Origin of the sequence: Mesorhizobium sp. M1328, assembly GCF_040318075.1 — a bacterium.
Lineage (GTDB): Bacteria > Pseudomonadota > Alphaproteobacteria > Rhizobiales > Rhizobiaceae > Mesorhizobium.
The window spans coordinates 316,601-340,622 of the sequence record NZ_JAMYLO010000002.1 but is presented as its reverse complement, the minus strand read 5'-3'; the positions used below and the strand labels follow the sequence as shown (position 1 = coordinate 340,622).

General features: G+C 63.6%; 20 protein-coding genes and 2 pseudogenes. 13 read left to right on the top strand and 9 right to left on the bottom strand.

Translation table 11 applies throughout. The annotated features are described in order from the left end of the window. Positions 1-71 precede the first annotated feature (71 nt). From NKH23_RS06195 to NKH23_RS06165, 7 genes are all read left to right on the top strand, one after another. Positions 72-1,103, top strand: coding sequence for a histone deacetylase family protein (locus NKH23_RS06195; RefSeq protein WP_352713429.1), 1,032 nt, complete (start codon positions 72-74; stop codon positions 1,101-1,103). A 237-nt stretch (positions 1,104-1,340) separates the two neighbouring features. After that, positions 1,341-2,984, top strand: coding sequence for an MFS transporter (locus tag NKH23_RS06190; protein WP_352713432.1), 1,644 nt, complete (start codon positions 1,341-1,343; stop codon positions 2,982-2,984). Positions 2,985-3,121: 137 nt separating this feature from the next. Next, positions 3,122-3,982 (top strand): FAD binding domain-containing protein, encoded by an 861-nt coding sequence (locus NKH23_RS06185; RefSeq protein WP_352713436.1) that lies wholly within the window; start codon positions 3,122-3,124, stop codon positions 3,980-3,982. After that, positions 3,982-4,458 carry a (2Fe-2S)-binding protein gene (locus NKH23_RS06180; RefSeq protein ID WP_352713439.1) on the top strand — a complete coding sequence of 159 codons (477 nt, stop codon included), beginning with the start codon at positions 3,982-3,984 and terminating at the stop codon, positions 4,456-4,458. Before NKH23_RS06185 ends, NKH23_RS06180 begins: the two co-directional genes overlap by 1 nt. Positions 4,459-4,460: 2 nt before the next feature. Then, on the top strand, positions 4,461-6,725 hold the full coding sequence (locus NKH23_RS06175) for a xanthine dehydrogenase family protein molybdopterin-binding subunit (protein WP_352713442.1): 2,265 nt from the start codon (positions 4,461-4,463) through the stop codon (positions 6,723-6,725). Continuing rightward, positions 6,725-6,970, top strand: a complete 246-nt coding sequence (locus tag NKH23_RS06170; protein ID WP_352713444.1) for a MoaD/ThiS family protein — start codon at positions 6,725-6,727, stop codon at positions 6,968-6,970. The genes NKH23_RS06175 and NKH23_RS06170 overlap by 1 nt, the downstream gene beginning before the upstream one ends. A gap of 204 nt (positions 6,971-7,174) precedes the next feature. Next, positions 7,175-7,738, top strand: a complete 564-nt coding sequence (locus NKH23_RS06165) for a GNAT family N-acetyltransferase (protein WP_352713446.1) — start codon at positions 7,175-7,177, stop codon at positions 7,736-7,738. An 89-nt stretch (positions 7,739-7,827) separates the two neighbouring features. Here the strand turns inward: NKH23_RS06165 and NKH23_RS06160 are convergent, their stop codons facing one another. Beyond that, complete coding sequence (locus tag NKH23_RS06160; RefSeq protein WP_352448190.1) at positions 7,828-8,226, bottom strand: GFA family protein; 399 nt, start codon at positions 8,224-8,226, stop codon at positions 7,828-7,830. A gap of 208 nt (positions 8,227-8,434) precedes the next feature. Between NKH23_RS06160 and NKH23_RS06155 the strand changes: the two genes are divergently transcribed. After that, a complete protein-coding gene (locus NKH23_RS06155) occupies positions 8,435-8,932 on the top strand; it encodes a GNAT family N-acetyltransferase (RefSeq protein WP_352713449.1) in 498 nt (165 codons plus the stop codon). A gap of 54 nt (positions 8,933-8,986) precedes the next feature. Here NKH23_RS06155 and NKH23_RS06150 read toward each other — a convergent pair. The 4 genes and pseudogenes from NKH23_RS06150 to NKH23_RS06135 all read right to left on the bottom strand — a co-directional run. Next, positions 8,987-9,163, bottom strand: a pseudogene (locus NKH23_RS06150) (hypothetical protein); the annotation flags it as partial. A 44-nt stretch (positions 9,164-9,207) separates the two neighbouring features. Next, positions 9,208-9,321: pseudogene (locus NKH23_RS06145) on the bottom strand (Lrp/AsnC family transcriptional regulator); the annotation flags it as partial. 121 nt (positions 9,322-9,442) lie between these two features. Continuing rightward, positions 9,443-9,955 (bottom strand): OmpA family protein, encoded by a 513-nt coding sequence (locus NKH23_RS06140; RefSeq protein ID WP_352664401.1) that lies wholly within the window; start codon positions 9,953-9,955, stop codon positions 9,443-9,445. A 10-nt stretch (positions 9,956-9,965) separates the two neighbouring features. After that, positions 9,966-10,625, bottom strand: coding sequence for a L,D-transpeptidase (locus tag NKH23_RS06135; protein WP_352713452.1), 660 nt, complete (start codon positions 10,623-10,625; stop codon positions 9,966-9,968). A gap of 282 nt (positions 10,626-10,907) precedes the next feature. Between NKH23_RS06135 and NKH23_RS06130 the strand changes: the two genes are divergently transcribed. The 3 genes from NKH23_RS06130 to NKH23_RS06120 all read left to right on the top strand — a co-directional run bounded on the left by NKH23_RS06130 (position 10,908) and on the right by NKH23_RS06120 (position 15,990). Then, positions 10,908-11,318 carry a DUF1194 domain-containing protein gene (locus NKH23_RS06130; RefSeq protein WP_352713455.1) on the top strand — a complete coding sequence of 137 codons (411 nt, stop codon included), beginning with the start codon at positions 10,908-10,910 and terminating at the stop codon, positions 11,316-11,318. Positions 11,319-11,659: 341 nt separating this feature from the next. Next, positions 11,660-12,790, top strand: a complete 1,131-nt coding sequence (locus NKH23_RS06125; protein ID WP_352714567.1) for an efflux RND transporter periplasmic adaptor subunit — start codon at positions 11,660-11,662, stop codon at positions 12,788-12,790. Next, entirely contained in the window at positions 12,787-15,990 is a 3,204-nt protein-coding gene (locus NKH23_RS06120) for an efflux RND transporter permease subunit (protein ID WP_353034357.1), read from the top strand. Before NKH23_RS06125 ends, NKH23_RS06120 begins: the two co-directional genes overlap by 4 nt. A gap of 558 nt (positions 15,991-16,548) precedes the next feature. On the opposite strand, the gene NKH23_RS06115 is transcribed toward NKH23_RS06120, so the two are convergent. After that, positions 16,549-17,661, bottom strand: a complete 1,113-nt coding sequence (locus NKH23_RS06115) for a TauD/TfdA family dioxygenase (RefSeq protein WP_352713461.1) — start codon at positions 17,659-17,661, stop codon at positions 16,549-16,551. Positions 17,662-17,917: 256 nt separating this feature from the next. Next, on the bottom strand, positions 17,918-19,699 hold the full coding sequence (locus tag NKH23_RS06110; protein ID WP_352912613.1) for a chloride channel protein: 1,782 nt from the start codon (positions 19,697-19,699) through the stop codon (positions 17,918-17,920). A gap of 262 nt (positions 19,700-19,961) precedes the next feature. Between NKH23_RS06110 and NKH23_RS06105 the strand changes: the two genes are divergently transcribed. Beyond that, on the top strand, positions 19,962-20,246 hold the full coding sequence (locus NKH23_RS06105; protein WP_352664381.1) for an SCP2 sterol-binding domain-containing protein: 285 nt from the start codon (positions 19,962-19,964) through the stop codon (positions 20,244-20,246). 50 nt (positions 20,247-20,296) lie between these two features. On the opposite strand, the gene NKH23_RS06100 is transcribed toward NKH23_RS06105, so the two are convergent. Then, positions 20,297-20,971 (bottom strand): GNAT family N-acetyltransferase, encoded by a 675-nt coding sequence (locus NKH23_RS06100; protein WP_352713467.1) that lies wholly within the window; start codon positions 20,969-20,971, stop codon positions 20,297-20,299. A gap of 154 nt (positions 20,972-21,125) precedes the next feature. After that, the gene (gene odc2, locus NKH23_RS06095; protein ID WP_352576081.1) at positions 21,126-22,259 is read right to left on the bottom strand and encodes an ornithine/lysine decarboxylase; all 1,134 of its coding nucleotides are present in this window, start codon (positions 22,257-22,259) and stop codon (positions 21,126-21,128) included. A gap of 563 nt (positions 22,260-22,822) precedes the next feature. On the opposite strand from odc2, the gene NKH23_RS06090 reads away from it, so the two are divergent. Next, positions 22,823-24,022, top strand: a complete 1,200-nt coding sequence (locus tag NKH23_RS06090) for an amidase (protein ID WP_352912614.1) — start codon at positions 22,823-22,825, stop codon at positions 24,020-24,022.

Here is a 24,022-nt window from a genome sequence, read left to right as displayed (position 1 = left end):
GTTGGCCCAGCGCCTTGTGAAAGGCAGTGCAGGACGGTTAGGGTCGCCGCGTCTCACCACGGAACAATTTCATGAAGACTGTTTTTTCGCCTCTCCATGCCGGCCATTCCGGCAATGTCGAATTGATCGCCGGCGCCATCGTGCCGGCATTTGAAAAACCTTCGCGCGCCGAGTTCATCAGGGCGCGGGTGGAGAGCGAGAAGCTCGGTCCGATCCTGCCGCCGGAAATCCACGACCTCGCCGCCGCCAGGAAGGTGCATGCCAGCGACTACATCGATTTCCTGCCGACCGTGTGGCCGCTCTGGGAAGCGTCGGGCCGCAGCGGTTCGGCCATTCCCTTCACCTGGCCGACGCGCGGCCTGCGCGGCGACGTGCGCCCGAAAGGCATCGACGCGCTGCTCGGCTTCTACTCCTTCGACGGCGGCGCGACGTTCGTCAAAGGCACATGGGACGCGATCAAGTCGTCCTATGACGTCGCGCTGACCGCCGCCGCGCTGGTCAAGGCCGGTGAGCCGTCCGCCTTCGCGCTCTGCCGCCCGCCGGGGCACCATGCCGGTGCAGCTTTCATGGGCGGCTATTGCTTCATCAACAACGCCGCCGTCGCCGCGCAATGGTTCCGCGACCATGGCGCCGGGCGCGTTTCGATCCTCGACGTCGATTATCACCACGGCAACGGTACCCAGGAGATCTTCTACCGCCGCGGCGACGTTCAGGTGCTGAACCTGCATGGCGATCCGATGACCGAATATCCGTTCTTCCTCGGCCATGCCGACGAACGCGGCGAGGGCGACGGCGAAGGCTTCAACGACAATTACCCGATGCCCTTCGGCACCGGCTGGGACGTGTGGAACGCCTCACTTGAGGACGCTTGCACGAGGCTTTCGGCTTATGCTCCTGACGTCGTCGTGGTTTCACTCGGCGTCGACACGTTCGAGAAGGATCCGATCAGCCAGTTCAAGCTGAAAACGGGCGACTATCCCAGGATCGGCCGCCGCATCGCCAGGCTCGGCCTGCCGACGCTGTTCGTCATGGAAGGCGGCTACGCCGTCGAGGAGATCGGCATCAACGCCGTCGGCGTGCTGACCGGCTTCGAGGACCGCTAGAAGTGCTGCCGGTGCCTGCCAATTACATGGCAGCGCTCGGCAAGCGGTGCCGCCGGCCTGACCGACCGCTCCGCCTGCAGCGGCACGCGCTGGCCGGTCCGCTATCTTGTTGTTGGACCATGATGTTTTTCCAGAATGCGTTCGCCCTTTGCGACATGATGTTCTATTTTTTGAATCCATGGCTTGAGGGGCCGATTCATCGGAAGAACAAACGCGTTTGAGCCCGGGAAAGCATTTATGAACGACGACATACCGGAAAGCGAAAGCGCCTCGGCGCTGGCGCCGTTCCGGCACGGCATCTTCCGGGCGGTGTGGTCCGCCAGCCTCGTCTCCAATTTCGGTGGCCTGATCCAGGGCGTCGGCGCCGCCTGGATGATGACGACGATCGCCACCTCGTCCTACCAGGTCGCATTGGTCCAGGCCTCGACCACCTTGCCGATCATGCTCTTCGCGCTGCTGGCCGGCGCCATCGCCGACAGCTTCAACCGTCGCAAAATCATGCTGATCGCGCAGATCTTCATGCTCGCCGTCTCGGCACTTCTGACCGTCTTCACCTATCTCGACCTGATGACGCCGTGGACGCTGCTCGCCTTCACCTTTCTGATCGACAGCGGCACCGCGCTCAACAGTCCGTCCTGGCAGGCTTCGGTCGGCGACATGGTGCCTCGCACCAAGGTGCCGGCGGCGATCGCTCTCAACTCGATGGGGTTCAACCTGACACGCAGCGTCGGCCCGGCGATCGGCGGCATCATCGTTGCCGCCGCAGGCGCCGCCGCGGCCTTTGCCGTCAACACGCTGAGCTATGTCGGCCTCATCGTCGTGCTGGCCCGCTGGAGGCCGGAACTGCCGGCATCGACCTTGCCGCGCGAGACGCTGGGCGCCGCAATGGGCGCCGGCCTGCGCTACGTCGCCATGTCGCCCAATATCGGCAAGGTGCTGGTCAGGAGCTCGGCTTTCGGCTTCAGCGCCGGCGCGGTCCTGGCGCTGCTTCCCCTGGTCGCGCGTGACGTCGTCAAGGGCGATGCCTTGAGCTACGGCATCATGCTCGGCGCCTTCGGCATCGGCGCCGTCGGCGGCGCGCTGACCAGCGTCAGGCTGCGGCAGCTGCTGTCCAGCGAAACCATGGTGCGCATGGCATTTGCCGGTTTCGCCGTCTGCGCCTTCAACGCCGCCGTCAGCAATCATGCCTGGCAGACGTCGCTCGGCCTGCTGGTCGGCGGCGCCTGCTGGGTGACTGCGCTGTCGCATTTCAACGTCACCGTGCAGATGTCGACGCCGCGCTGGGTGGTCGGCCGCGTGTTGTCGGTCTACCAGACCGCGACCTTCGGCGGCATCGCGCTCGGCAGCTGGGTCTGGGGTGTCGTTGCCGACGCGCATGGCGCCGAAGTCGCCCTGATGGCGGCCAGCGTCGCGATGCTGGCGGGAGGCGCCATCGGCCTGCTGCTGCCGCTGCCGCAGCAGGCGGTGCTTAACCTCGATCCGCTTAACCGTTTCCAGGAACCGCATCTGGCGCTTGATCTCAAGCCACGCAGCGGCCCCATCGCCATCATGATCGAATATGTCATCCGTAACGAGGACGTGCCGGAATTCCTCGCCACCATGGCCGAGCGCGGCCGCGTTCGCCGGCGTGACGGCGCCCGCAACTGGACCTTGGCGCGCGATCTCGAAAATCCGTCGATATGGATCGAGCACTACCACACGCCGACCTGGGTCGAATACATCCGCCACAACAGGCGCGCCACCTACGCCGACGCCGTCATCGGCGAGCGCATAAGGGCGCTGCACAGCGGCAACGAGCCACCCCGCGTCCGCCGTATGATCGAGCGCCCGACGACAGCAGGCACGGCGCTGGTGATGCCGAAAGGACCGATCGAGCATTAGTGGCCAGCGGGACGTCCAGTTGGTCGAGCAAATGAAATTGCGCCGCCTGGCCCAATCCGCGAATGCACGAACGGGATGGCCATTGCGTAGAGACGGTTTATATCAGTTGATGTGACTATGACCACTAAGGGGAGACGATGCGTTACATACGTCCGCTTTCAATTGAAGACGCCGCCGGGCTGTTGGCCGGTTCAGCCGGCACGGCCGCCATCCTCGCCGGAGGCAGCGACCTCTTGGTGAGAATGAAAGGCGGCTTTATCGAACCCGACCTGATCGTCGACATCAAGGCGATCGACGGGCTTGGCGAGATCAGGGAAACAGCCGAGGGCTTCAGCATCGGCGCGGCGGTCCCCTGCGCAGTGCTGGGCGAGAGCAAGGCCCTGAAGAACGCATGGCCCGGCGTCGTCGAAGCTGCGAACCTGATCGGCTCGAAGCAGGTGCAGGGACGCTGCACCATCGTCGGCAATCTGTGCAACGCCTCGCCGGCCGCGGACAGCGTGCCGGCGCTGGTGGCCGCTGGCGCCAAGGCGGTGGTCGTCGGCCCGGGAACCAGGCGCACGATTGCCGTGGAAGCGGTACCGACTGGGCCGGGCAAGACGTCGCTGGCCAAGGGCGAGATCATCGAGGCAATCCTGCTCGACAAACGTCTGCCGCGTTCGGGCGATGCCTATCTGCGTTTCATTCCGCGCACGGAGATGGACATCGCGGTGGTAAGCGCCGGCGTGAACCTGACGCTCGACGAGCAAGGTCGCGTCAAATCCGCCCGCCTGGCGCTAGGCGCCGTGGCGCCGACGGTGATTCTGGTCGAGGAGGCCGCCGAGGTTCTCATCGGCTCCAAGCTGGACGAAGCCACGCTGGAGAGGCTCGCCAAGGTCTGCTCGGGGGCCTGCCGTCCGATCGACGACAAGCGGGGCACTATCGAATTCAGACGGAAAGTTGCGGGTGTGCTGGCCAAGCGGGCCGCCACGACCGCCTATGCGCGCGCAGGAGGCAAATGATGGCTGGTGTGGCAGTATCAACGACAATCAACGGCGACAATGTCGAGTTCCTTTGCCAGCCGGACGAAACGCTGCTTGATGTGCTGCGCGATCGCCTGGGGCTGACGGGTGCTAAGGAAGGCTGCGGCACCGGCGACTGCGGCGCCTGCAGCATCATCCTCGACGATCGGCTGGTGTGCTCGTGCCTGGTGCTCGGCGCGGAGGCCGAGGGTCGGCACGTCGAGACCATCGAGGGCATGGCGCGTGGCGACAGGCTGCATCCGCTGCAGCAGAAATTCCTGGAGCACGCCGCACTTCAATGCGGCATCTGCACGCCGGGCTTCCTCATGGCGGCCAAGGACCTTTTGGCCAAGAACCCCGATCCGACCGAGGAGGAGATCCGCTTCGGCCTTGCCGGGAACCTCTGCCGCTGCACCGGCTATGACAAGATCGTGCGTGCCGTTCAGGACGCCGCCAGCGTGATGAAGGGAGCCTGACGATGAATTTCGATCCGCGTTACTCCGGACGCAATTTCACCTCTGTCGGCACGCGTCCTATCCGTCCCGACGGCGTCGACAAGGTGACGGGCCGCGCACGCTATGGCGCCGACTTCAACATGGCCGGGCAACTGGTCGGGCGCGTTCTCAGAAGCCCTCATGCGCATGCCACGATCAGGAAGATCGACACGTCGAAGGCGGAGAAGCTCGCCGGCGTCAAGGCCGTGATCACCGCGGCCGACCTGCCCGACCTCACCGACGGCGATGCCGCCATGTACGACATCCTCGACAACTGCATGGCGCGCAAGAAAGCGCTCTATGACGGCCATGCCGTGGCCGCGGTCGCGGCGGTCGATGCCCGCACGGCGAGACAGGCACTGAAGCTGATCGAGGTCGACTACGAGGTGCTGCCGCATGTCACCGACGTCGACGAGGCGATGAAGCACTCCGCACCCCTGGTCAACGACGCCATCTTCACCGAGGGCCTCGAGGAGAAGCCCGTCAAGCCTTCCAATGTCACCAAGCGCACCCAGTATGGCCATGGCGACATCCATGAAGGTTTCGGCCAGGCCGATTTCGTCGTCGAACGCTCCTTCAAGACCGAGCAGACACACCAGGGTTACATCGAGCCGCATGCCTGCGTGGCCAATGTCAGCTCGGACGGCACCGCCGACCTGTGGGTCTGCACGCAAGGCCATTTTGTCTACCGCCAACACTGCGCCCAACTGCTTGGCATGGAAGCCTCGAAGCTGCGCGTCACCTCGTCGGAGATCGGCGGCGGTTTCGGCGGCAAGACCCATGTCTGGGCCGAGCCGGTGGCACTGGCGCTGTCACGCAAGGCCGGGCGGCCGGTCAAGCTGGTCATGACGCGCGACGAGGTGTTCCGCGCCTCCGGCCCGACCAGCGCCACCTCGATCGATGTCAGGATCGGCGCCCGCAAGGACGGCACGATCACGGCGGCCGAGGCGACGCTGCGCTATAGCTGCGGCCCCTATGCCGGCATGTGGGCCGAGATCGGCGCCATGACCGCCTTTGCCTGCTACAAGCTCGAGAACGTCAAGACGGTCGGCTACGAAGTGCTGGTCAACCGGCCCAAGACCGCGGCCTATCGCGCGCCGTCGGCTCCGATGGCGGCGTTTGCGGTGGAAAGCGCGGTCGACGAACTGGCCAAGGAAATCGGCATGGACCCGGTCGAATTCCGGATCAGGAACGCGGCGCAGGAAGGCACCAGATCATCCTACGGCCCGGTATATGGCCCGATCGGCATCGGCCCGACTCTGGAGGCGGTGAAGAACCACCCGCACATGAAGGCGCCGCTCGGCAAGAATCAGGGCCGCGGAATGGCCTGCGGCTTCTGGTTCAATTTCGGTGGCCAGACCTGCACGGACCTCAACATCGGCATGGACGGTTCGGTCTCGCTCGCCGTCGGAACCGTGGATGTGGGTGGTTCGCGCGCCTCGCTTTCGCTGGTCGCGGCGGAGGAGCTCGGTATCCCCTATGAGCAAGTCAAGGCGGTGGTCGCCGATACGTCCAGCCTCGGCTACAACGACATGACGGACGGCAGCCGCGGCACCTTCTCGTCTTCGATGGCGACGATCTCGGCGGCACGCAACGCCATCAAGGTCCTCAGGCAGCGCGCCGCGCAGATGTGGGACATACCCGTCGACGATGTGGTCTGGGAAGAGGGTCACGCGATTGCCAAAGGCGCGACGCACGGCAACCTTTCGCCGCTGTCGCTGAAGGAGATCGCGGCCGCTTCCGGAAAGACGGGCGGACCCATCGCAGGCCACAGTGAGCTCGTCGCCGACGGCGCCGGCGTCTCCTTCGCCACCCATATCTGCGATATCGAGGTGGATCCCGAGACCGGCTCCACCAGGGTGCTGCGCTACACCGTCGTTCAGGACGCCGGCAAGGCGGTGCATCCGACCTATGTCGAGGGGCAGTATCAGGGGGGTGCCGCGCAAGGCATCGGCTGGGCGCTCAACGAGGAGTATATCTACGGCAAGGACGGGCGGTTGCAGAACCCCGGCTTCCTGGACTACCGGATCCCGGTCTGCTCGGACCTGCCGATGATCGACACACAGATCCTCGAGATCCCCAACCCTAACCATCCCTACGGGGTGCGCGGTGTCGGCGAGACCTCGATCGTGCCGCCGCTGGCGGCGATCGCCAATGCGGTGTCGAACGCGGTCGGAGTGCGCATGACGCACATCCCGATGTCGCCGCCGCGCATCCTGGCGGCGCTCGAGGCAGAACGGGAAGGCTGATGGTCGAAGTAACGCTCTGGGGATCGCTCGCCGCGATCGCCGGAGGCAAGAGCAAGGTCGAGATCGAGGCGAAGGATATTCGGGAGCTGTTCAGGAAACTGGCTGAACAGTATCCCGGCCTCGAGCCCTACATCGATCGCGGCATCGCCGTCGCCATCGATGGGACGATCTATCGCGACACCTGGTCGAAGGAATTGCCGGAAGGGGCGGAGATATTCCTGCTGCCGCGTCTTGCCGGGGGATAATTTGGGCTCGACCTCAAGCCGCGAAACGGCCTCGTGCAGCCAACCTCGAGCCCGCCCGTAGCTGGCTTGGCAGCAATTTTTCGCTATTGTGGCAGCCGACTGTTCCGGTTGCGGCCGACGGACGAAGCCGGGCGACTCCGGCCAACCGAAGGGACATGCAATGCCCTACATATGGTCCAGATAAATGGTGCAGTGAGGGCCCGCATGCAGATCGCATCCAAGCCACGCGTCCGCCTGGCAAGCCGTCAGGAACTGGATGAAATTGGCGGGCTCGTCTCCGACGCTTTCGCATCGTTACGGCCCGTTCTGGCGCCACACATCTTCGAGCCCTACGTGAACGATGCACGGGATGTCGCGGGGCGATGGACGAAGGCTAGCGTCGCGGTGCTCGAAGCCGAGGGACGGCTCGTCGGGACGGTCACCTACTACGCCGATGCCGCCTTTGACGGCATGGGCTGGCCGCCCGGGCTGGCAGGCCTCAGGACCCTCGCGGTTGCTCCCTCGGCACGGGGCCGCGGATATGGCCGCGCGCTTTGCGAATGGTGCGTCTTGCAAGCGCGTCTGCAGGGCTCAGGCGGCCTTGCGCTTCACACCGCCTTGTTCATGACGTCTGCATGCAAGCTGTATGAGAGCCTTGGCTTCGAGAGACGCCCCGCCCACGACCTTTTTGCATCCGACATTATTGGTTTTGATCCAGCTCTCGGCGATCAGAAGATCATCGCCTACCTGCTGCCGCTCAAGCAGGTCGAGAGCAGCCGCGATCGATAATGTTCGATCACCGTTGGAACGGAGGGGTCATCATCTCGCTTCCGCATGCTGTCCGCAGCTTCCACCGTTTGTCTCGATGCGAGCAGATCCTAGTCTTTCGTATAGTCAGGCCCAAAACGGGTCGGCAGGTTGTCGGCGAGTTTCAACCAAGGGAGCTTCTCCTCAAAAGCGACATGCAGCGTAGGTGCAAATTTTTCTGGCTCCTCCATCGCTGCCGCAAAAAAATGCATGACATCAGACATGTTCTTTGAGCGGAAGGACAGCGGCGTGCCACAGTGATCGCAAAATGTTCTTTCCACACCGGGAGAAGAGTTGAATACCTTCGGTAGCTTGCCCAGCCATCGCCATTGACCGTTCAAGACGCCAATATAGGAGGTCATCGGCGCAGAACATTGCCGCCGACAACTTTCACAATGACAGACCACGCAGGCCTGTGCCGGGCCATCGACTTCAAAAGCAATAGCGCCACATAAGCAATGACCACGCATGCAAATACTTCTTGAGTCAACAAGGACAGCTTCATGCCTGGGCGTGAGGGAGGCGCCACGAAATGCGCCGAGCTGGCGCCCAGTTCCGACATTCGGCGCCGGCGATCGTCCTCGCGTGCGCGAGGCGTTGCCTCCAAGCTGCGGGCGCTGGCGGATCAGGCAATCTTCGGCAAAGACTTTGGAATACTGGAGAACCTCGGGAGGAAATGTGGCTGAGATTGTCAATACAGCCGTAGAGCACATTGAGAGTTTCCATGCGGCTCTCGACGTTGTCGCGCGGGAGAGAAAATACCTGACCATGCTTCAAGCGTTCCCGCTTCCCGAGACACGCGATTTCGTCTTGAATATGATTAAGCAGCGAAACCCGCATATCGCGGCGACGGAAGGAAACCGTGTTGTGGGATGGTGCGACATCACCCGCCATTTCTTTCCATCCCACGCTCATCGCGGAAGTTTAGCGATGGGAATCATACCCGGTTTTCGTGGACAGGGATTGGGCCGTCGCCTCATCACCGCCGCATTAGAAAAAGCTCGGCAAGAAAACTTCGTTCGCATTGAACTCTCGGTGCACGCCGATAACAGCCGGGCCATAACGCTGTATGAAAAAACTAGTTTCGTTACGGAAGGTGTCCTCAGGCGTAGCGTTTGCATTGATGGTCGCTATGTCGACGCCATATGCATGGCTGTGATGCTTGACGGTCAATGACGGATGCTGGCGCATCCCGGACGACAGTATGTTTGAACGCCTTGATCCTGCTAGTTAACTTCGGATGTTTTCCGACGGCTTCCGGTCAGCTTTGAGCCGATTGGAACGTGGCGAAGGAAGCCCCTTTCGACAACTTCCGGAGCGAGGCTTGGCCAGGCGCGAGGCGCGATTGCCTCCGCATCGAGGGCATTTGAAACCGAACTTCCAGCGTCTCGTTGCGAAGTAGTCGGCGCATGCGTAATCGGCCTAGCAGGTCTATCGCAACCCGAACACCACAGTGGAATTGCGGTCACTTCTTTGGCCGTTCGGATCACGAACATCGTGTGGTATCGCGCGACGTTGCTTCGGTCTCGGAACAGGCGCTCGCACAGCGCATCGAACTCTTCCATCGCGAGGGTCCGTTCTGAGCGCACAGCGATGCTGGTCTCAATGTCCGAGATGAGACGCAAAGCAGCCATGCCGCCGTCGGGTGCGAGACTCTGATTTGGTGACAAGCAAAACAGCGGCCCCCTACGGCTCGTCCCGCACATCGCGCAAATTAGACACAACGCGGCGGTTCTGCGACCTGCAGGCGGTGTCGGGGCACTCGCGGACGAGCCTGTCCTTGCCGTAGCCCTTGGCCCACATGCGGTTGCGGTCTATGCCGCCGGCGGCGAGGTAGTCCATCACCGCATCGGCGCGCTGCTGCGACAGCGCCGTTTCACTTGCGCCGGGATCGTCGGCGAAACCCTGCAGCTTGAGCAGCCAGCGCGGATGCTTTGCTAACCAGGCGATCTGGGTGTCGAGGGTGGCCTTGGCGACAGAATCGAGCGCGGCCGAACCTTGCGTGAAATAGGTGCGGCGGCCGACATTGAGGATAAAATCCTCCTCGCTGCCCGGCTGCACGTTCTGGAAGCCGGCAACCTCGGTGTTGGTGACGTCGGGCGTGGAAGGGGCCAGCGTGTTGCTGGTCGAGCAGGATGCGACCAACACCAGCAGGCCGGCGGCGAGCAGCCGGCGCGTGTTTTCAATCATGCGGTTCATGAGGCGCCAATCATTCGACAGTGGTGGAAGCGGGCGCCTGGTCGGCGATGTGCGGCAGGACCTGCACCGCGGTGCCGATCGGGCAGCGCTGGTAGAGGTCGATGATGTCTTCCGGGAACATGCGGATGCAGCCGCTGGAAGCGTCGGTGCCGATGCTCCATGGCTCCAGCGTGCCATGCAGGCGGTAGCCGGTGTCGGCGCCGTCGCGGTGCAGATAGAGCGCGCGCGGCCCGAGCGGATTGTTGGACGCGCCGCCTGCGATCATGGGCGGTAGTTCCGGCCTGCGCTTACGCATTTCGGGGGGCGGGACCCAATCCGGCCACAGCGCGCGGCGGTCGATCGTCGCGCGGCCGTACCATTTGAAGCCCTCCTTGCCGACGCCGACGCCGTAGCGGATGGCGGTCTTGTTTTCCATGATGACGTAGAGGAAGTGGTGGCGCGTATCGACCACGACGGTGCCGACCGGCTCGCTGCTGAAATACTTGACGATCTGGCGATGCCATCTCTTGTCGATCTTGGCGAAGTTGGTCTTGCGATAGACAAAATTGTTGTCGCTGGCGGTACCGGCGAAAAAGGATTTTGCCGCCGCGGCTTGAGCAATATTGCTGGTTGCACCCACCGCGACCAGCGCCAGGCCGCCAAGCACGACACCCCTGCGTGATAAAACCATCGGCAATATTCCCCCATGCCTAAAGCCTGGCGGACCATAGTTGAGAATTATTTCGCCTCAAAGTGGAAAATGCTGCGGTGCTTCAGTCCGCCGGGAACGAACGGTCCGGTTCTGGGACGAACTAGCCAGAAGGTGCCATTCCGCTGGCGCCCCATCTTGGCCGCAACGACGTTACTTGCCGTTGCCTGAAAACAACTGCGGCGCCGCGTTGGCCGCCTTGCGCCAGCACCTGCCTCTTGACGCTTCCGGCCGTGATACGCTCCTACCAATCGGTCATCATGCGTGTGGCCGAAGGCGGGTGACGAGCGTGGCGAGTTCCGCTTGACGGTATGTGTTGGTTTTGGCGAATACCTCTTTGAGCTGGGTGCGCGCGGTTTCGCGGCTGACGCCGAGTGCAATTGCCGCCGCAGCATCCTCCCGTTTGACCAACCGGATGGACGCGCCGAGATGATGTCCTTCATTCCACGCTTCGCTGGTCGGAGAAAACCCGAACGGGCACGAGGCGTGCTATTCCCTCTGGCGGTGAGCCTGACAACGTCGCTGTCGGCCACGGCGGAGCAGGTTTCCTCGGTGGATCTCGAACTGGTTCTTTGTGTCGATGTATCGTCTTCAATGAGCGAGACGGAACAACGGCTGCAGCGGGAGGGATATGTCAACGCACTGCTCGATGCCGCAGTGTTGCAGTCCATTTGAATCCGGCCGGCGTGGTAATGCCCATATCGGTCTCCTTCGAGCAATATGAATCATAAGCCGTCCATCAAAGGAATCCTGAATCCCTTAATTCGCGACTGACTTTAGCCCGGTGGCAGGGCAGCCACAGGGTGGACATTTCAGCCCACATGGAAAATGATCATGTTGCCATGCACAACACTGCAATGCTCTGATCTCGACGAGAAGCCTGAGCGTAGAAGCGGATCAACCGACCTCCGGTCCAGCGAGCGAGGACGCAAATGGACACCCCAGAGAATGGGCAATTGCATCGCGACGCGGGCGGGCGACCCCGTCGATCGGCCGGCTGGCTTGCCCGCGCCGCCATGTCGGCGGCATTCCTGCTCGGCATGGCTTTCAGCAGCACTGCGTTTGCGCAGGACCAGCAGCTTCCCGAGGTGACGGCGGCCAAGCCGGTGGTCCGTGAAATCGTCGAAGACGACGAGTTCGTCGGGCGCTTCGAATCCGTCGACCAGGTCGCCATCCGTTCGCGCGTCAGCGGCTATCTGGACAAGGTCAGCTTCCAGGACGGCGCACTGGTCAACAAGGGCGACCTGCTCTTCACCATTGACCAGCGTCCGTACCAGGCGGCTTATGATGCCGCCAAATCGCAAGTGGACGTCGCCAAGAGTCTGCTCGAATTCTCCAAGATGCAGCTGGATCGCGCCGACGAACTCGCCAAGACCGGCAATATCTCAACCGCGACGGTCGACGACCGCCGGCGGGAATACCTTTCGGCGCAGGCGCAGATGCAGGGCGCGACGGCTGCGCTGACGACGGCCAGCCTGAACATGGAATTCACCGAGATCAAGGCGCCCTTGTCCGGCCGCATCGACCGCCGGCTGGTGTCGGTCGGCAACCTCGTGCAGCCGGATACCACCTTGCTGACGACCATCGTTACGCGCGATCCGATCGACTTCTATTTCGACGTCGATGAGCGCCTGTATTTCAGCTACGCCCGCGACGCGAAGGAGCGTGGCGGCAGCATGCAGGAAGGCGCCGGCGGGCTCGAGGTGGTGGTTCGCGTCGCCGACCGCGCGGAGGCGGTATTCAAAGGCAAGCTCGATTTTGCCGAGAACCGGATCGACAACGCGACCGGCACCATGCGGGTGCGTGCAAGGTTTCCCAACGCCGACGGCATTCTCCAGCCAGGCATGTTCGGGCGCATCAACGTGCCGGGGTCGCTGCCGCATAGCGGCGTGCTGGTGCCCGACGAGGCGATCGGCGCCGATCAGGATCGCCGCATCGTGTTCCTGGTGGATGAGGCCGGGATGGTGTCGGCGAAGCCCGTGCGCACCGGCCCGCTTCTCGACGGCTACCGGGTGATCCGCGGGGGCCTGACCGGCGACGAGACGATCATCGTCAACGGGCTGATGCACGCCAGGCCCGGCACCAAGGTGAAGGTCGAGATGGTGACATTGCCGCCCAAGGCCGAGACCGCCGAGTTGCAGCAATGAGGTTCGCACATTTCTTCGTCGACCGTCCGATCTTCGCATCGGTCGTTTCGATCGTCCTGCTGGTCCTCGGCGGGATTGCTTATACCCAGCTGCCGGTCGCGCAATATCCCGAGATCGCGCCGCCGACCATCGTCGTTCGCGCGCAGTATCCGGGCGCCGACGCCGAGACGGTTGCAGCGACGGTGGCAACGCCGATCGAGCAGGAGATCAACGGCGTCGAGGGGATGCTCTACATGTCGTCCTATTCGTCGGGCGACGGGGCGATGGCGCTGACCATCACCTTCAAGCTGGGCACCGATCTCGACCAGGCGCAGGTGCTGGTGCAGAACCGCGTGTCGGTCGCCGAGCCGCGCCTGCCCGAAGAAGTCCGCCGCGTCGGCATCACCACCACCAAGAGCTCGCCCGACCTGATGATGGTCGTGCACATGCTGTCGCCCGACAATACCTACGACCAGCTTTACGTCTCGAACTACGCCCGCTCGCGGGTGCGCGACATACTGCTCAGACTCGACGGCGTCGGCGACCTCATCATCTTCGGCGAACGCGAATATTCGCTGCGCATCTGGCTCGATCCGGAAAAACTGTCCGCCCTGGGGATGACCTCGGGCGATGTGGTGCAGGCGTTGCGCGACCAAAACGTCCAGGTGTCGGGTGGCTCGATCGGCGCGCCGCCGACCAGCACTGGCATGGCGTTCCAGTACACGGTCACCACGCAAGGCCGCTTCAACGACGCACGCGACTTCCGATACGTGATCGTCAAATCGACCGACGACGGCCGCCTGATCTCGCTGCAGGACGTGGCGCGCATCGAGCTCGGCGCCAAGGATTACGTCACCAACTCCTATCTCAACGGCAAACCGGCGGTGGCGCTCGCCATCTTCCAGCGGCCGGGCACCAATGCGCTCGCCGCAGCCGCGGAGATTCAGGACAAGATGAAGGAGCTTTCCCGCGACTTCCCGAAGGGGTTGAGCTACGACATCGTCTACAATCCGACCGAGTTCGTCGCCGAGTCGATCCAGGAGGTCTACAAGACAATCCTCGAGGCGATGCTGCTGGTCATCATCGTCATCATCGTCTTCCTGCAATCGTGGCGCATGGCGATCGTGCCGATCGTGGCGATCCCCGTGTCGCTGATCGGCACGCTGGCGGTGCTTTACGCCGCCGGCTTCTCGCTCAACATGCTGACGCTGTTCGGCCTCGTTCTGGCGATCGGCATCGTCGTCGACGATGCGATCGTCGTGGTCGAGAACGTCGAGCGCAATATCGCCAGAGGGCTGGCGCCCAATCCGGCGTCGCACCTGACCATGGACGAAGTCGGAACGGCGGTCATCGCGATCTCGCTGGTGCTGATAGCCGTGTTCGTACCGACAGCCTTCATCCCCGGCATTTCTGGGCAGTTCTACCTGCAGTTTGCGATCACCATCGCGGTGTCGACGGCGATCTCGGCATTCAATTCGCTGACGCTTTCGCCGGCGCTGGCCGCACTGCTGTTCAAGCCGCACCACGCCGCGGCGGCGCCGCCGCGCTTTTTCCTGGCGCGGTTCGGACGCGCGCTCGCCGACGGCTTCAATCGCGGCTTCGACAGGGTCGCCCACTGGTATTCGAGCATCATCCGCGTGCTGGTCGGCTCGTGGATAACGATCGCCGCCATGCTGGCCGTTTTCGCGGCCCTCATCTACGCCACGGTCTACATGGTGCAGGCGGTGCCGCGCGGTTTCATTCCGTCGCTCGACCAGGGCTATGCGATCGTCGTCGTCCAGTTGCCGGACGGCGCCTCGCTGTCGAGGACCGATGCGGTCATCCAGCAGGCGTCGCAGATCATCCAGAAAACGCCAGGCGTCGACTACGCAGTCGCCTTCGCCGGCTTCTCCGGCGCGACCTTCACCAACGCCAGCAACGCGGGCGTGATCTTCGCCAGGTTCAAGCCCTTTGACGAGCGACTGAAAGCCGGCCAGTCGGCGACCCAGGTCATCGGCAATCTGTTCGGCAGCCTGCAAAGCATCAAGGAAGCCTTCATTATCGCACTGCCGCCGCCGCCGATCCGCGGCGTCGGCAATGCCGGCGGCTTCAAGCTGCAGATCCAGGAGCGCAACAGCGCCGACATGCGGCAGATCCTGGCGCTTGCCAACGAAATCGCCGGCAAGGCCAACAAGACGCCGGGGCTGACGGGCGTGTTCACCACGTTCTCCGCGTCGAGCCCGCAATTCTTCCTGGCGATCGATCGCGACAAGGCGCGCATCCTGAACGTGCCGATCCCCAACATCTTCGAGACGCTGTCGATCAATTTGGGCACCGCCTACGTCAACGACTTCAACGCTTTCGGGCGCGTCTACCAGGTGCGGGCGCAGGCCGACCAGGCGTTCCGCCTCGATCGCGCCGACATCTTGAAACTGAAGGTGCGCTCGGCGACCGGCGCGCTGGTTCCGCTCGGCACGTTGATCGAGATCCGCGACGTCACCGGCCCGGCGCTGGTCCAGCGCTACAACATGTACGTCTCGGTGCCGCTGCAGGGCAACGCCGCGCCCGGCGTTTCCACGGGCGACGCGCTGGCATTGATGGAAGGGATCACGACAAAGACGCTGCCGGCCGGTACCTCCTATGAATGGACCGAGCTCGCCTATCAGGAGCGCAACACCGGCAATGCCGCTGTCTATATCTTCGGACTGTCGGTGCTGTTCGTGTTCCTGGCGCTGGCGGCGCAATATGAAAGCTGGGTGCTGCCGTTCGCCATTGTGCTGGTGGTGCCGCTCGGCGTGCTCGCGGCGTTGCTCGGCGTGTCTTTCCGAGGGCTGGACAACAACATCCTCGTGCAGATCGGCCTCATCGTGCTGATCGGGCTTGCCGCCAAGAACGCGATCCTGATCGTCGAATTCGCGCGCCAGGCGCAGGAACGCGGCCTGTCGGCCGCCGAGGCTGCCGTCGAAGCCTGCCGGCTCAGGCTGCGGCCGATCCTGATGACCGCTTTCTCGTTCATCCTCGGCGTCGTGCCGCTGGTGATCGCAACTGGCCCGGGCGCAGAAATGCGCCAGTCGCTCGGCACCGCGGTGTTCTCCGGCATGCTCGGCGTCACCTTCGTCGGCCTGTTCCTGACGCCGGTGTTCTACGTCACGCTCAGGTCGCTGTTTTCACGGCGCAAGCCCCGTGCCGAGGCCGAGCCTTCGGAGCCGGCAGAGGCGCCATCGGAGACGGCCGCCGAGTAGGGTAACGAATTCGCCGCGTCGGGCGCGGCTTATCACTCCAGAAAATCGGCGGCGCGTAACGGCCACGATCTGCGCGACAACCGCGGCCTCCGGAGTCCTCGCTTGCGATGTCTGCTTTCAGGACGCGGCGAAGCTGATCTCTACGACCGAAATGAGGCGCAAAGCAGCCATTCAGGATTCGGTGTGCGAAGGTCAACGTCGGGCTCGTATCCAAACGTTGGCTCTCCCCCGCCCTACCCTTCGCCCGACAGATCGCGCCGCGCCTTGTCGAGTTCTTCGGCATAGCGGCGCATCAGATGACCTTCGGTCAACAGCCCGACGTCCTTGCGATCTGTGAAATCCTCGACCACCGCGAATCCCCTCGGCGCCGGCACTGGAAGGTCTCTGCCGCCGATTGCACGTTCGGCACCAGCAGCGATTCGTTCAAATTGGCGAACGACAGCACCGCCGATTGCGCCAAAGTGCCTCCGGCTAATAAGGGCTATGTCTTGACTGACCTACTAACGAACCCTGCCGAATGCGATCTTCGGCAAGTCGATGCTCTTTCGGTGCATGCCGCTATCGCGAGAGGACGCGAATCCGGCTCTGGAACTCACCACGATCGACATAGCATCCGCGCAGATGTCGCCGCCCGGTGTTCGGGTTGAACGATTGGCGGCCATGCAACACCCGGCGATTGTCGAAGACCGCCATTTCGCCGGCCTTCAGGCGGTAGGCTATCTGGAAACGCGGCCCGCGGATCATCATCATCAGCTTGCGATAAGCCCCATAAAAGGGCGCGCATAGCTCGGAGGGAAGGTCGATGACATCGACAAGATGGGCGTTGAACCGCAACTCCGTCACTTCCCCGTTGCGTCGAGTTACAATCACGGGAAACCTGCCCCGCAAATCGTAGTTTTCATCGTGAAAACGATAGGGGATCTCGACCTCGCACAACAGGCGGTAGGCTTCCGGATCTTCCGCCTGTAGCGCGGCGACGACCGCAAACCCGTCGGCCAAGATCGATCCACCACCCTCAGCGTCGTTTGCGATACAATGCAGGAACTGGTAGCCGGGCGGCACCTCCTGGTTGGCGAGATCGGTGTGTAGCGGCAAGGCGACCGGCGTATAGGCCAGATTGTTCGGGTTCGGCATCGACACGACTTCGAACATCGCGCCAAAATTTGTCTGGCGCAGGAAACCAATCCGCTCGGCCGCACGCCGCCCCGCGTCGGGATCATCGTCAAGCCCATCGACGATGGAGAGCCCGTATGCAGCCGTTGCCCTCAGCCAAGCGAGCAGATCGTCATCGCTTTGCAAGATGTCTCCGGCGGCGTGACGCGGTATGGTTTCAAGATCGACCGAGGCGTCCCAGAGTTTCGGAGCGATGTCGGCCGGATCGTCCCGCTTTCTGCCGGGACGGTAGGACTCAAAGAACTGGCTCGGGAATTCCTCCTCAGCCTGGTCGTTCTGCCAGACAATGCCCACAGCGCTGCCCCTGTTCCGCACGCTGATGGGTCTGAGCGAGGGGTCTACGCTGGTCAGATCGAAAGTTCGTTCTTCGGTCTGCGGGTGAAACGCCGATGGCGCATTGTCCTTTAGCCAAAGCCAGGGATAGCAGACTGTTTCGCCCGACACGAAAGTCACGGCAAGCGCGGTCTCCCGGGCCTCCACGGAAAGCAGGGTATTCATGATGATGTCTCTCTGAACACAGAATTTGATTTTCAGGTTGGATCAGGCCCGCAGGCCATCAACCCAACGGTGGTGGCCACCACAAGCTCGGCTTTCCATAGCGATGGGATCCGGGATTTCTGTTCGGTTCTTCGAGCACGCCATCTCCAGGCGGAATCTGGCTCCAGATGAAATCTGGTTCAAAGCCACCGCGATGGTAGCGATCATTCGCCGGCGGTGTCCAGCTAAATGCAGCGGGATCGCCATCCCCTCTCGGCTACCCCTCGCCCGACAGATCGCGCCGCGCCTTGTCGAGTTCTTCGGCATAGCGCCGCATCAGATGGCCTTCGGTCAGCAAACCGACCACCTTGCGGTCGGTGAAATCCTCGACCACCGCCAATTCCTCGGCGCCGGCGCGCTGGAAGGTCTCGGCCGCCGACTGCACGTTCATGCTCGGCACCAGCACCGCATCTCTGAATTTGGCGAAGGACAGCACCGGCATCTCGTCATCCGACAAATGGCTGTGCAGTTCGGCGACGATCAGCACGCCGAGATAATGCAGGTCGGCGTCGACCGCGATGACGCGCTGCGAGGCACCGAGCGGCACCTGCTTGCGGAATTCCGCAAGCGTCGTCGAGGCGTCGATGGTGCGGACATCCTTTCGCATCATCGAGCCGACAGTCAGGCTGCGCATCCAGCCGACGTCATGGGCGCTGCGGATGGTTTCGCCGCGCAGGTGAAAGCGCCATGTCGAGAAGGAATAGCCGAACGTTTCGCGCACCAGGATCGCCGCCATGAGCGAGGCGGCCAGCACCACGCCGGTCAGCGTCAGGTCGCGGGTCGATTCCAGCGCCAGGAAGGTCATCGTCAACGGGCCGCCGACGACGCCGACGGCGAGCGAGGTCATGCCGACGACGGCGGCGACGGCGGGATCGATGCCGGTCGCCGGCGAGACGAATGCCATCGCGCCGGCAAACATCTTGCCGAGCAGCGCGCCGAGGAACAGCGAGGCAAAGAACAGGCCGCCACGGAAGCCGGAGCCGAGCGAGATCGCCGACGCCGCCAGCTTCAGCACGAAGACGCTGGCCACTACGGCCAGCCCGTAATTCATCGCGAATTCGCGGTGCAGCGCGCCATGGCCGCTGGACAGGACTTGCGGCGTGACCAGCCCCAGCAGCCCGACCATCACGCCGCCGATGGCGGGGCGCAGCGAGGCGTCGATCGACAGCCTGGCAAAGAGGCGCTCGATCAGGCTCACCAGATGCATGATGGCGATGGAAGCACCACCGCCCAGAAGCCCGAGCAGCATGAACGGCAAATACTGGCTGACGGTGAGCTGCGGCAGGCCGGCGAGCTCCAGCGGAAACGGCACGCCGCCAAACACCTCGGCGGTCAGCGAGGCCGAGATCGCGGCGGCCATCACCGGCGCGACATTGGCGACCGAATAGATGCCGATGACCAGCTCGAAACCGTAGAAGGCGCCGGTCAGCGGCGCGTCGAAGGCGGCGGCGATCGCGCCGGCGGCACCGCAGCCGACGAGGATGCGGACATCGTTGCGGCGCAGCCTGAACAAGCGCGCCAGCCGCGACGCCAGGCCCGAACCCACCTGCGTATAGCCGGCCTCGAGCCCGACCGAAGCGCCGAAGCCGCTCGAGATCATCGTCTGCCCGGCGATGATGAAGGTGTCGGTGAGCGACATGCGGCCGCCATAAAGCGCGTTGGCTTCGATCGGATCGACCGGCGTGCGGAACTTCCGCTTTCTCAGCCAGATCACCGTCAGCCCGAGCAGGATGCCGCCGATCGCCGGTATCAGCGCCTGCTCCGGCCTTTGCAGCGAAAACATCGCTGAAAGCCGACCGCCGGGCTGAACGCCGAACATAAGCCCATGCAGGACCTGCACCAGTCCGCTCATGCCGGTGACCAGCGCACCCGCCATCACCCCGACCAAAGCCGCCAGAATGACGACGGCGATGCCGCGCGCCTCGAGCAGCGGGATCGATCGGATCAGCACCGCGCGCAACCGGCGGGCATAGACTTGCGGTTCGTTTCTGGAAAGCACCAGGGCGGCTCGCCGACATCAAAGGGGAGTGGTGCCTGATACGCCCGGCGGCTTCGCATGGCAACAATGCCGGCCGCCGAGGTGTCATGCCCGCGTGATGCTGCGGCGATAAAGCCCATCTTCGGCTCGGGGAACTGCGTTGACGTAAACGTCAACCCGAAGCTATATGCGCCGGCGGCCGTGGCTGTAAAACCAGGCAAGCGGCTTCGGCCAGGTCGGAGCGCCGGCGCGCGACAAACGCAACCAGACGAGGAGAACCGCCATGAGCGTTCAGGAGATTGCCGACAACATCAGGTCGCGCGTGGCGAGTGCCGGGTTCGATCGCTCCGTGAAATTCGACACCGGCAGCGACGGCGTCATCGTCATCGACGGCGCCGATGTCTCGACCACCGATGCGCCGGCCGATTGCACCATAAAGCTGTCACTCGACGATTTGGACTCGCTGATATCAGGCGATCTCAACCCGACCATGGCCTTCATGTCCGGCAAGATAAAGGTCGAAGGCGACATGACAGTCGCCATGGCGCTCAGCCAGTTGATCGGCTGATCCAGTTAAGGCGAAACAAGCCGCCGCGATCGGCGGCTTGTTTCGAACCATCAGGCAGCGAGCGGCAGTCTCTGCGCCTTCAGTTTGCGCCCGGCCGCCTTCAGCGTGCCTTGCGCGCCGTCGAGCGCGCCGACAACCAGTTCCCGCACCAGCAGACGGTGCCGCTCGTAAGGCCCCGGCATGGCCAGCGAGCCGGTCTTTGCGGCCGAAAACCCGAAGCGCTCGTAATAGGGCGCGTCGCCGACCAGCAGGATCGCCGCATGGCCAAGCCGCTCGGCCTCAGTGACCGCATGGCGCATAAGCGCCGAGCCGATGCCTGCATTCTTGAACGCCGGGTCGACCGCAAGCGGGCCGAGCAGCAGCGCTGCCTTGCCGCCCTCGCCCAGCACCACGTCCCACAGCCGCACGGTGCCGGCAACAGTGCCCGACGCATCGCGCGCGACAAAGGCCAGGCCCTCCGAAGGCCGGCGGCCGCGCCGCAGCTTTTCCGACGACTTTTTCCGGCGCTTCGGCCCCATGGCGCGATCGAGCAAAGCCTCGCGCGCGCCGGCGTCGGCGGCGGTTTCGGCAGTGATGACAAAAGCGCCGGCAATCTCCCCCCTCGAGGGGGAGATGTCGCCACAGGCGACAGAGGAGGTCGGCACGTCCTGACGCGACACCCTATCGTAGGCCAAGAACGTCGGCGCTTCACGCGCGGCGACCCCCTCTGGCCACTTCGTGGCCATCTCCCCCTCGAGGGGGGAGATTCCCGCGGCGCCTTCAACAATGAAATCCAAAACGTCCATTTCCGCGATCCTTCACGAGCGGATTGTTCCACAGGCGAGCCCGGGCGGGCGACAGGCGCCCACCTCGGATGATCTGACCGGTTCTTTCGAACCGTCAGATCACGTAGGATCGGAGAGGCTCGAAGCCGTTGAAGGCGACCGAGGCGTAGGTCGTCGTGTAGGCGCCGGTGCCCTCGATCAGCACCTCGTCGCCGATGGTCAGCGACAAGGGCAGCGGATACGGCGTCTTTTCGTACATCACGTCGGCCGAATCGCAGGTCGGGCCGGCGAGTACGCAAGGCGCGGTCTCGCTGCCGTCATGCGCGGTGACGATCGGATAGCGGATCGCCTCGTCCATGGTCTCGGCGAGACCGCCGAACTTGCCGATGTCGAGGAACACCCAGCGCACATTGTCGTTGTCGGCCTTCTTCGAGATCAGCACGACCTCCGACTTGATGACGCCGGCATTGCCGACCATGCCGCGGCCCGGCTCGATGATCGTCTCGGGGATGGCGTTGCCGAAATGCTTCCTGAGCGCCGAGAAGATCGCCTGGCCATAGGCCTGCGCCACCGGCACATCCCTGAGATAGCGGGTCGGGAAGCCGCCGCCCATATTGACCATCTTCAGCACGATGCCTTCGTCGGCCAGCGTCGCGAACACCTTCTTGGCGTCGGCGAGCGCGCGGTCCCAGGCGGTCAGGTCGGTCTGCTGCGAGCCGACATGGAACGACACGCCATAGGCGTCGAGGCCGAGCGCCTTGGCATGGCGCAGCACGTCGACCGCCATCGCCGGCACACAGCCGAACTTGCGCGACAGCGGCCATTCGGCGCCCTCGCCGTCGGTCAGGACGCGGCAGAACACGCGAGCGCCGGGAGCGACGCGGGCGATCTTCTCGACCTCCTCGACGCAGTCCACCGCAAACAGCTTGATGCCGAGCTGGTAGGCACGCTGGATGTCGCGCTCCTTCTTGATGGTGTTGCCGAAGGAGATGCGGTCCGCTGGCGCACCGGCGTCCATCGCCATCTCGACTTCGGCAACGGAAGCGGTGTCGAAGGACGAGCCCATCGCAGCAAGCAGGCGCAGGATTTCCGGCGCCGGGTTTGCTTTCACCGCATAGTAGATCTTGGAATCGGGAAGCGCCTTCTCGAAGGCGCGGAAATTGTCGCGCACGACATCGAGGTCGACGACAAGGCACGGGCCGTTCGGACGTCGGGTGGCGAGAAAGTCAAGGATGCGCTGGGTAGCCATCGGGGTCTCTCCATCAGCGCCTTTCGGCGCGCACAAAGGCTTGCGGACGCGGGCTCTCGGCCTCGCGAACACGCGGTGGACAAAGGCGGGACGGAAATCCATGGAACCAGCCGGTGGAGACCCCGGAACCATGAAGCGCCGTCTCGCGGCGGTGAACCTTGGCCTTGCCCGGCCTCGGTTCGCTTTGTCTGCCTTGGCTTGGATGGGAGACCCGTCCGCACTGCCGGCAATGAAGGTGTGCCTCTTCAGTAACCCCGGTCTTTGGACGACCGGCAGAACACCAGAAAGGCCCGCACCGTCGTTGCTTCAAGGTGTCCTCGGTTGGCGGTTGGCCGCTAAACCGACTGGAGGGGTTGGCTCCAGTTACCTTACCGATTGCCCTCACCATTCGAGGATCGGCGGACACCCACAGGCACGTGCGACTTTGGGCAAGCGCGATATAAGATCGAAAGATTTCACAATCAATAAAAATCGTATGGCAGGTTGTAAAATTTGTGGCATCGAACAATGCTGCGGCAACCAGAAGAACAATGCTGCGGCAAGCACATCCGGATATCGAACGCATGACAGGCACTCGTGGCCCGCTGAACGCTTTGCTCGACCTTGATCAAACCCCTGTAGCCGATACGAAATCCGGCCCGCTTGCCGGCTTGCGGCTTGCCGTCAAGGATATCTTCGACGTCGCCGGCTACCGCACCGGCTGCGGCAATCCGCAGAGATACCGGGAGGCTTCGCCGGCCATGGCGACCGCGCCGGCCGTCCAGGCGCTGCTTGATTCGGGCGCGCGCTTCGTCGGCAAGACGCAGACCGATGAGCTGGCGTTTTCCCTGCTGGGGCTGAACGCGCATTTCCCGTCGCCGGTCAATCCGGCGGCGCCCGACCGGGTCACCGGCGGCTCATCCTCGGGTTCTGCCGCGGCGGTTGCCGGCGGGCTTGCCGATATCGCCACCGGCTCCGACACCGGCGGCTCGATCCGTGCGCCGGCAAGCTTCTGCGGCCTGGTCGGCCTCAGGACGACGCATGGCCGCATCCCGCTCGACGGCACCATGCCGCTGGCCCCTTCGCTGGACACGTTCGGCTGGTTCGCAAGCGACATCGTCATCTACGAAAAGGTCGGCACGGTGCTGCTCGGCGATGATCCGCATTCCCACGAACTGGCACGCCCCGTCACCCTCGCTGCGCTGGACGGCCTTGTGCTCGGCCCGCACGAGGCCGACGAATATCGCGCCATGCTCCGCAGTGTCTCGTCGGTGCTGGGCGCGCCGCGCAGCGTCGGCCCGCTGTCGCATTCGACCGACGATCTCTATTGGTGCTTCCGCAAGCTGCAGGGCTATGAAGCCTGGCAAAATCACGGCGCCTGGATCGCCGGCGGCGACCGCATGCTGGGACCCGGGGTCAAGGAGCGTTTCGAGCACGGCGCGACAATCGACGTGGCAACCGCGCATCGCGAAACGGAACGTCGCGTTTCGTTTCGACTCGAGCTTGCCGGCCTGCTTGGCGATGACGGCGTTCTTGTGCTTCCGACTGTTCCGGGTGCCGCGCCGCTTAAGGCCGCATCATTCGACGATTTGCAGACCTATCGCGAGCGCGCGCTGAGACTGCTATGCCTTTCCGGCCTGTCCGGTTTTCCGCAAATCACGCTGCCGCTCGGCAAGACCGGCGGGGCGCCGTTCGGTCTTTCGCTGCTCGGCCCGAAGAACAGCGACCGGCAGTTGATTGCGCTGGCCGCCCGCATCCTTTCAGCCCACCAAGGAGGCGCATGA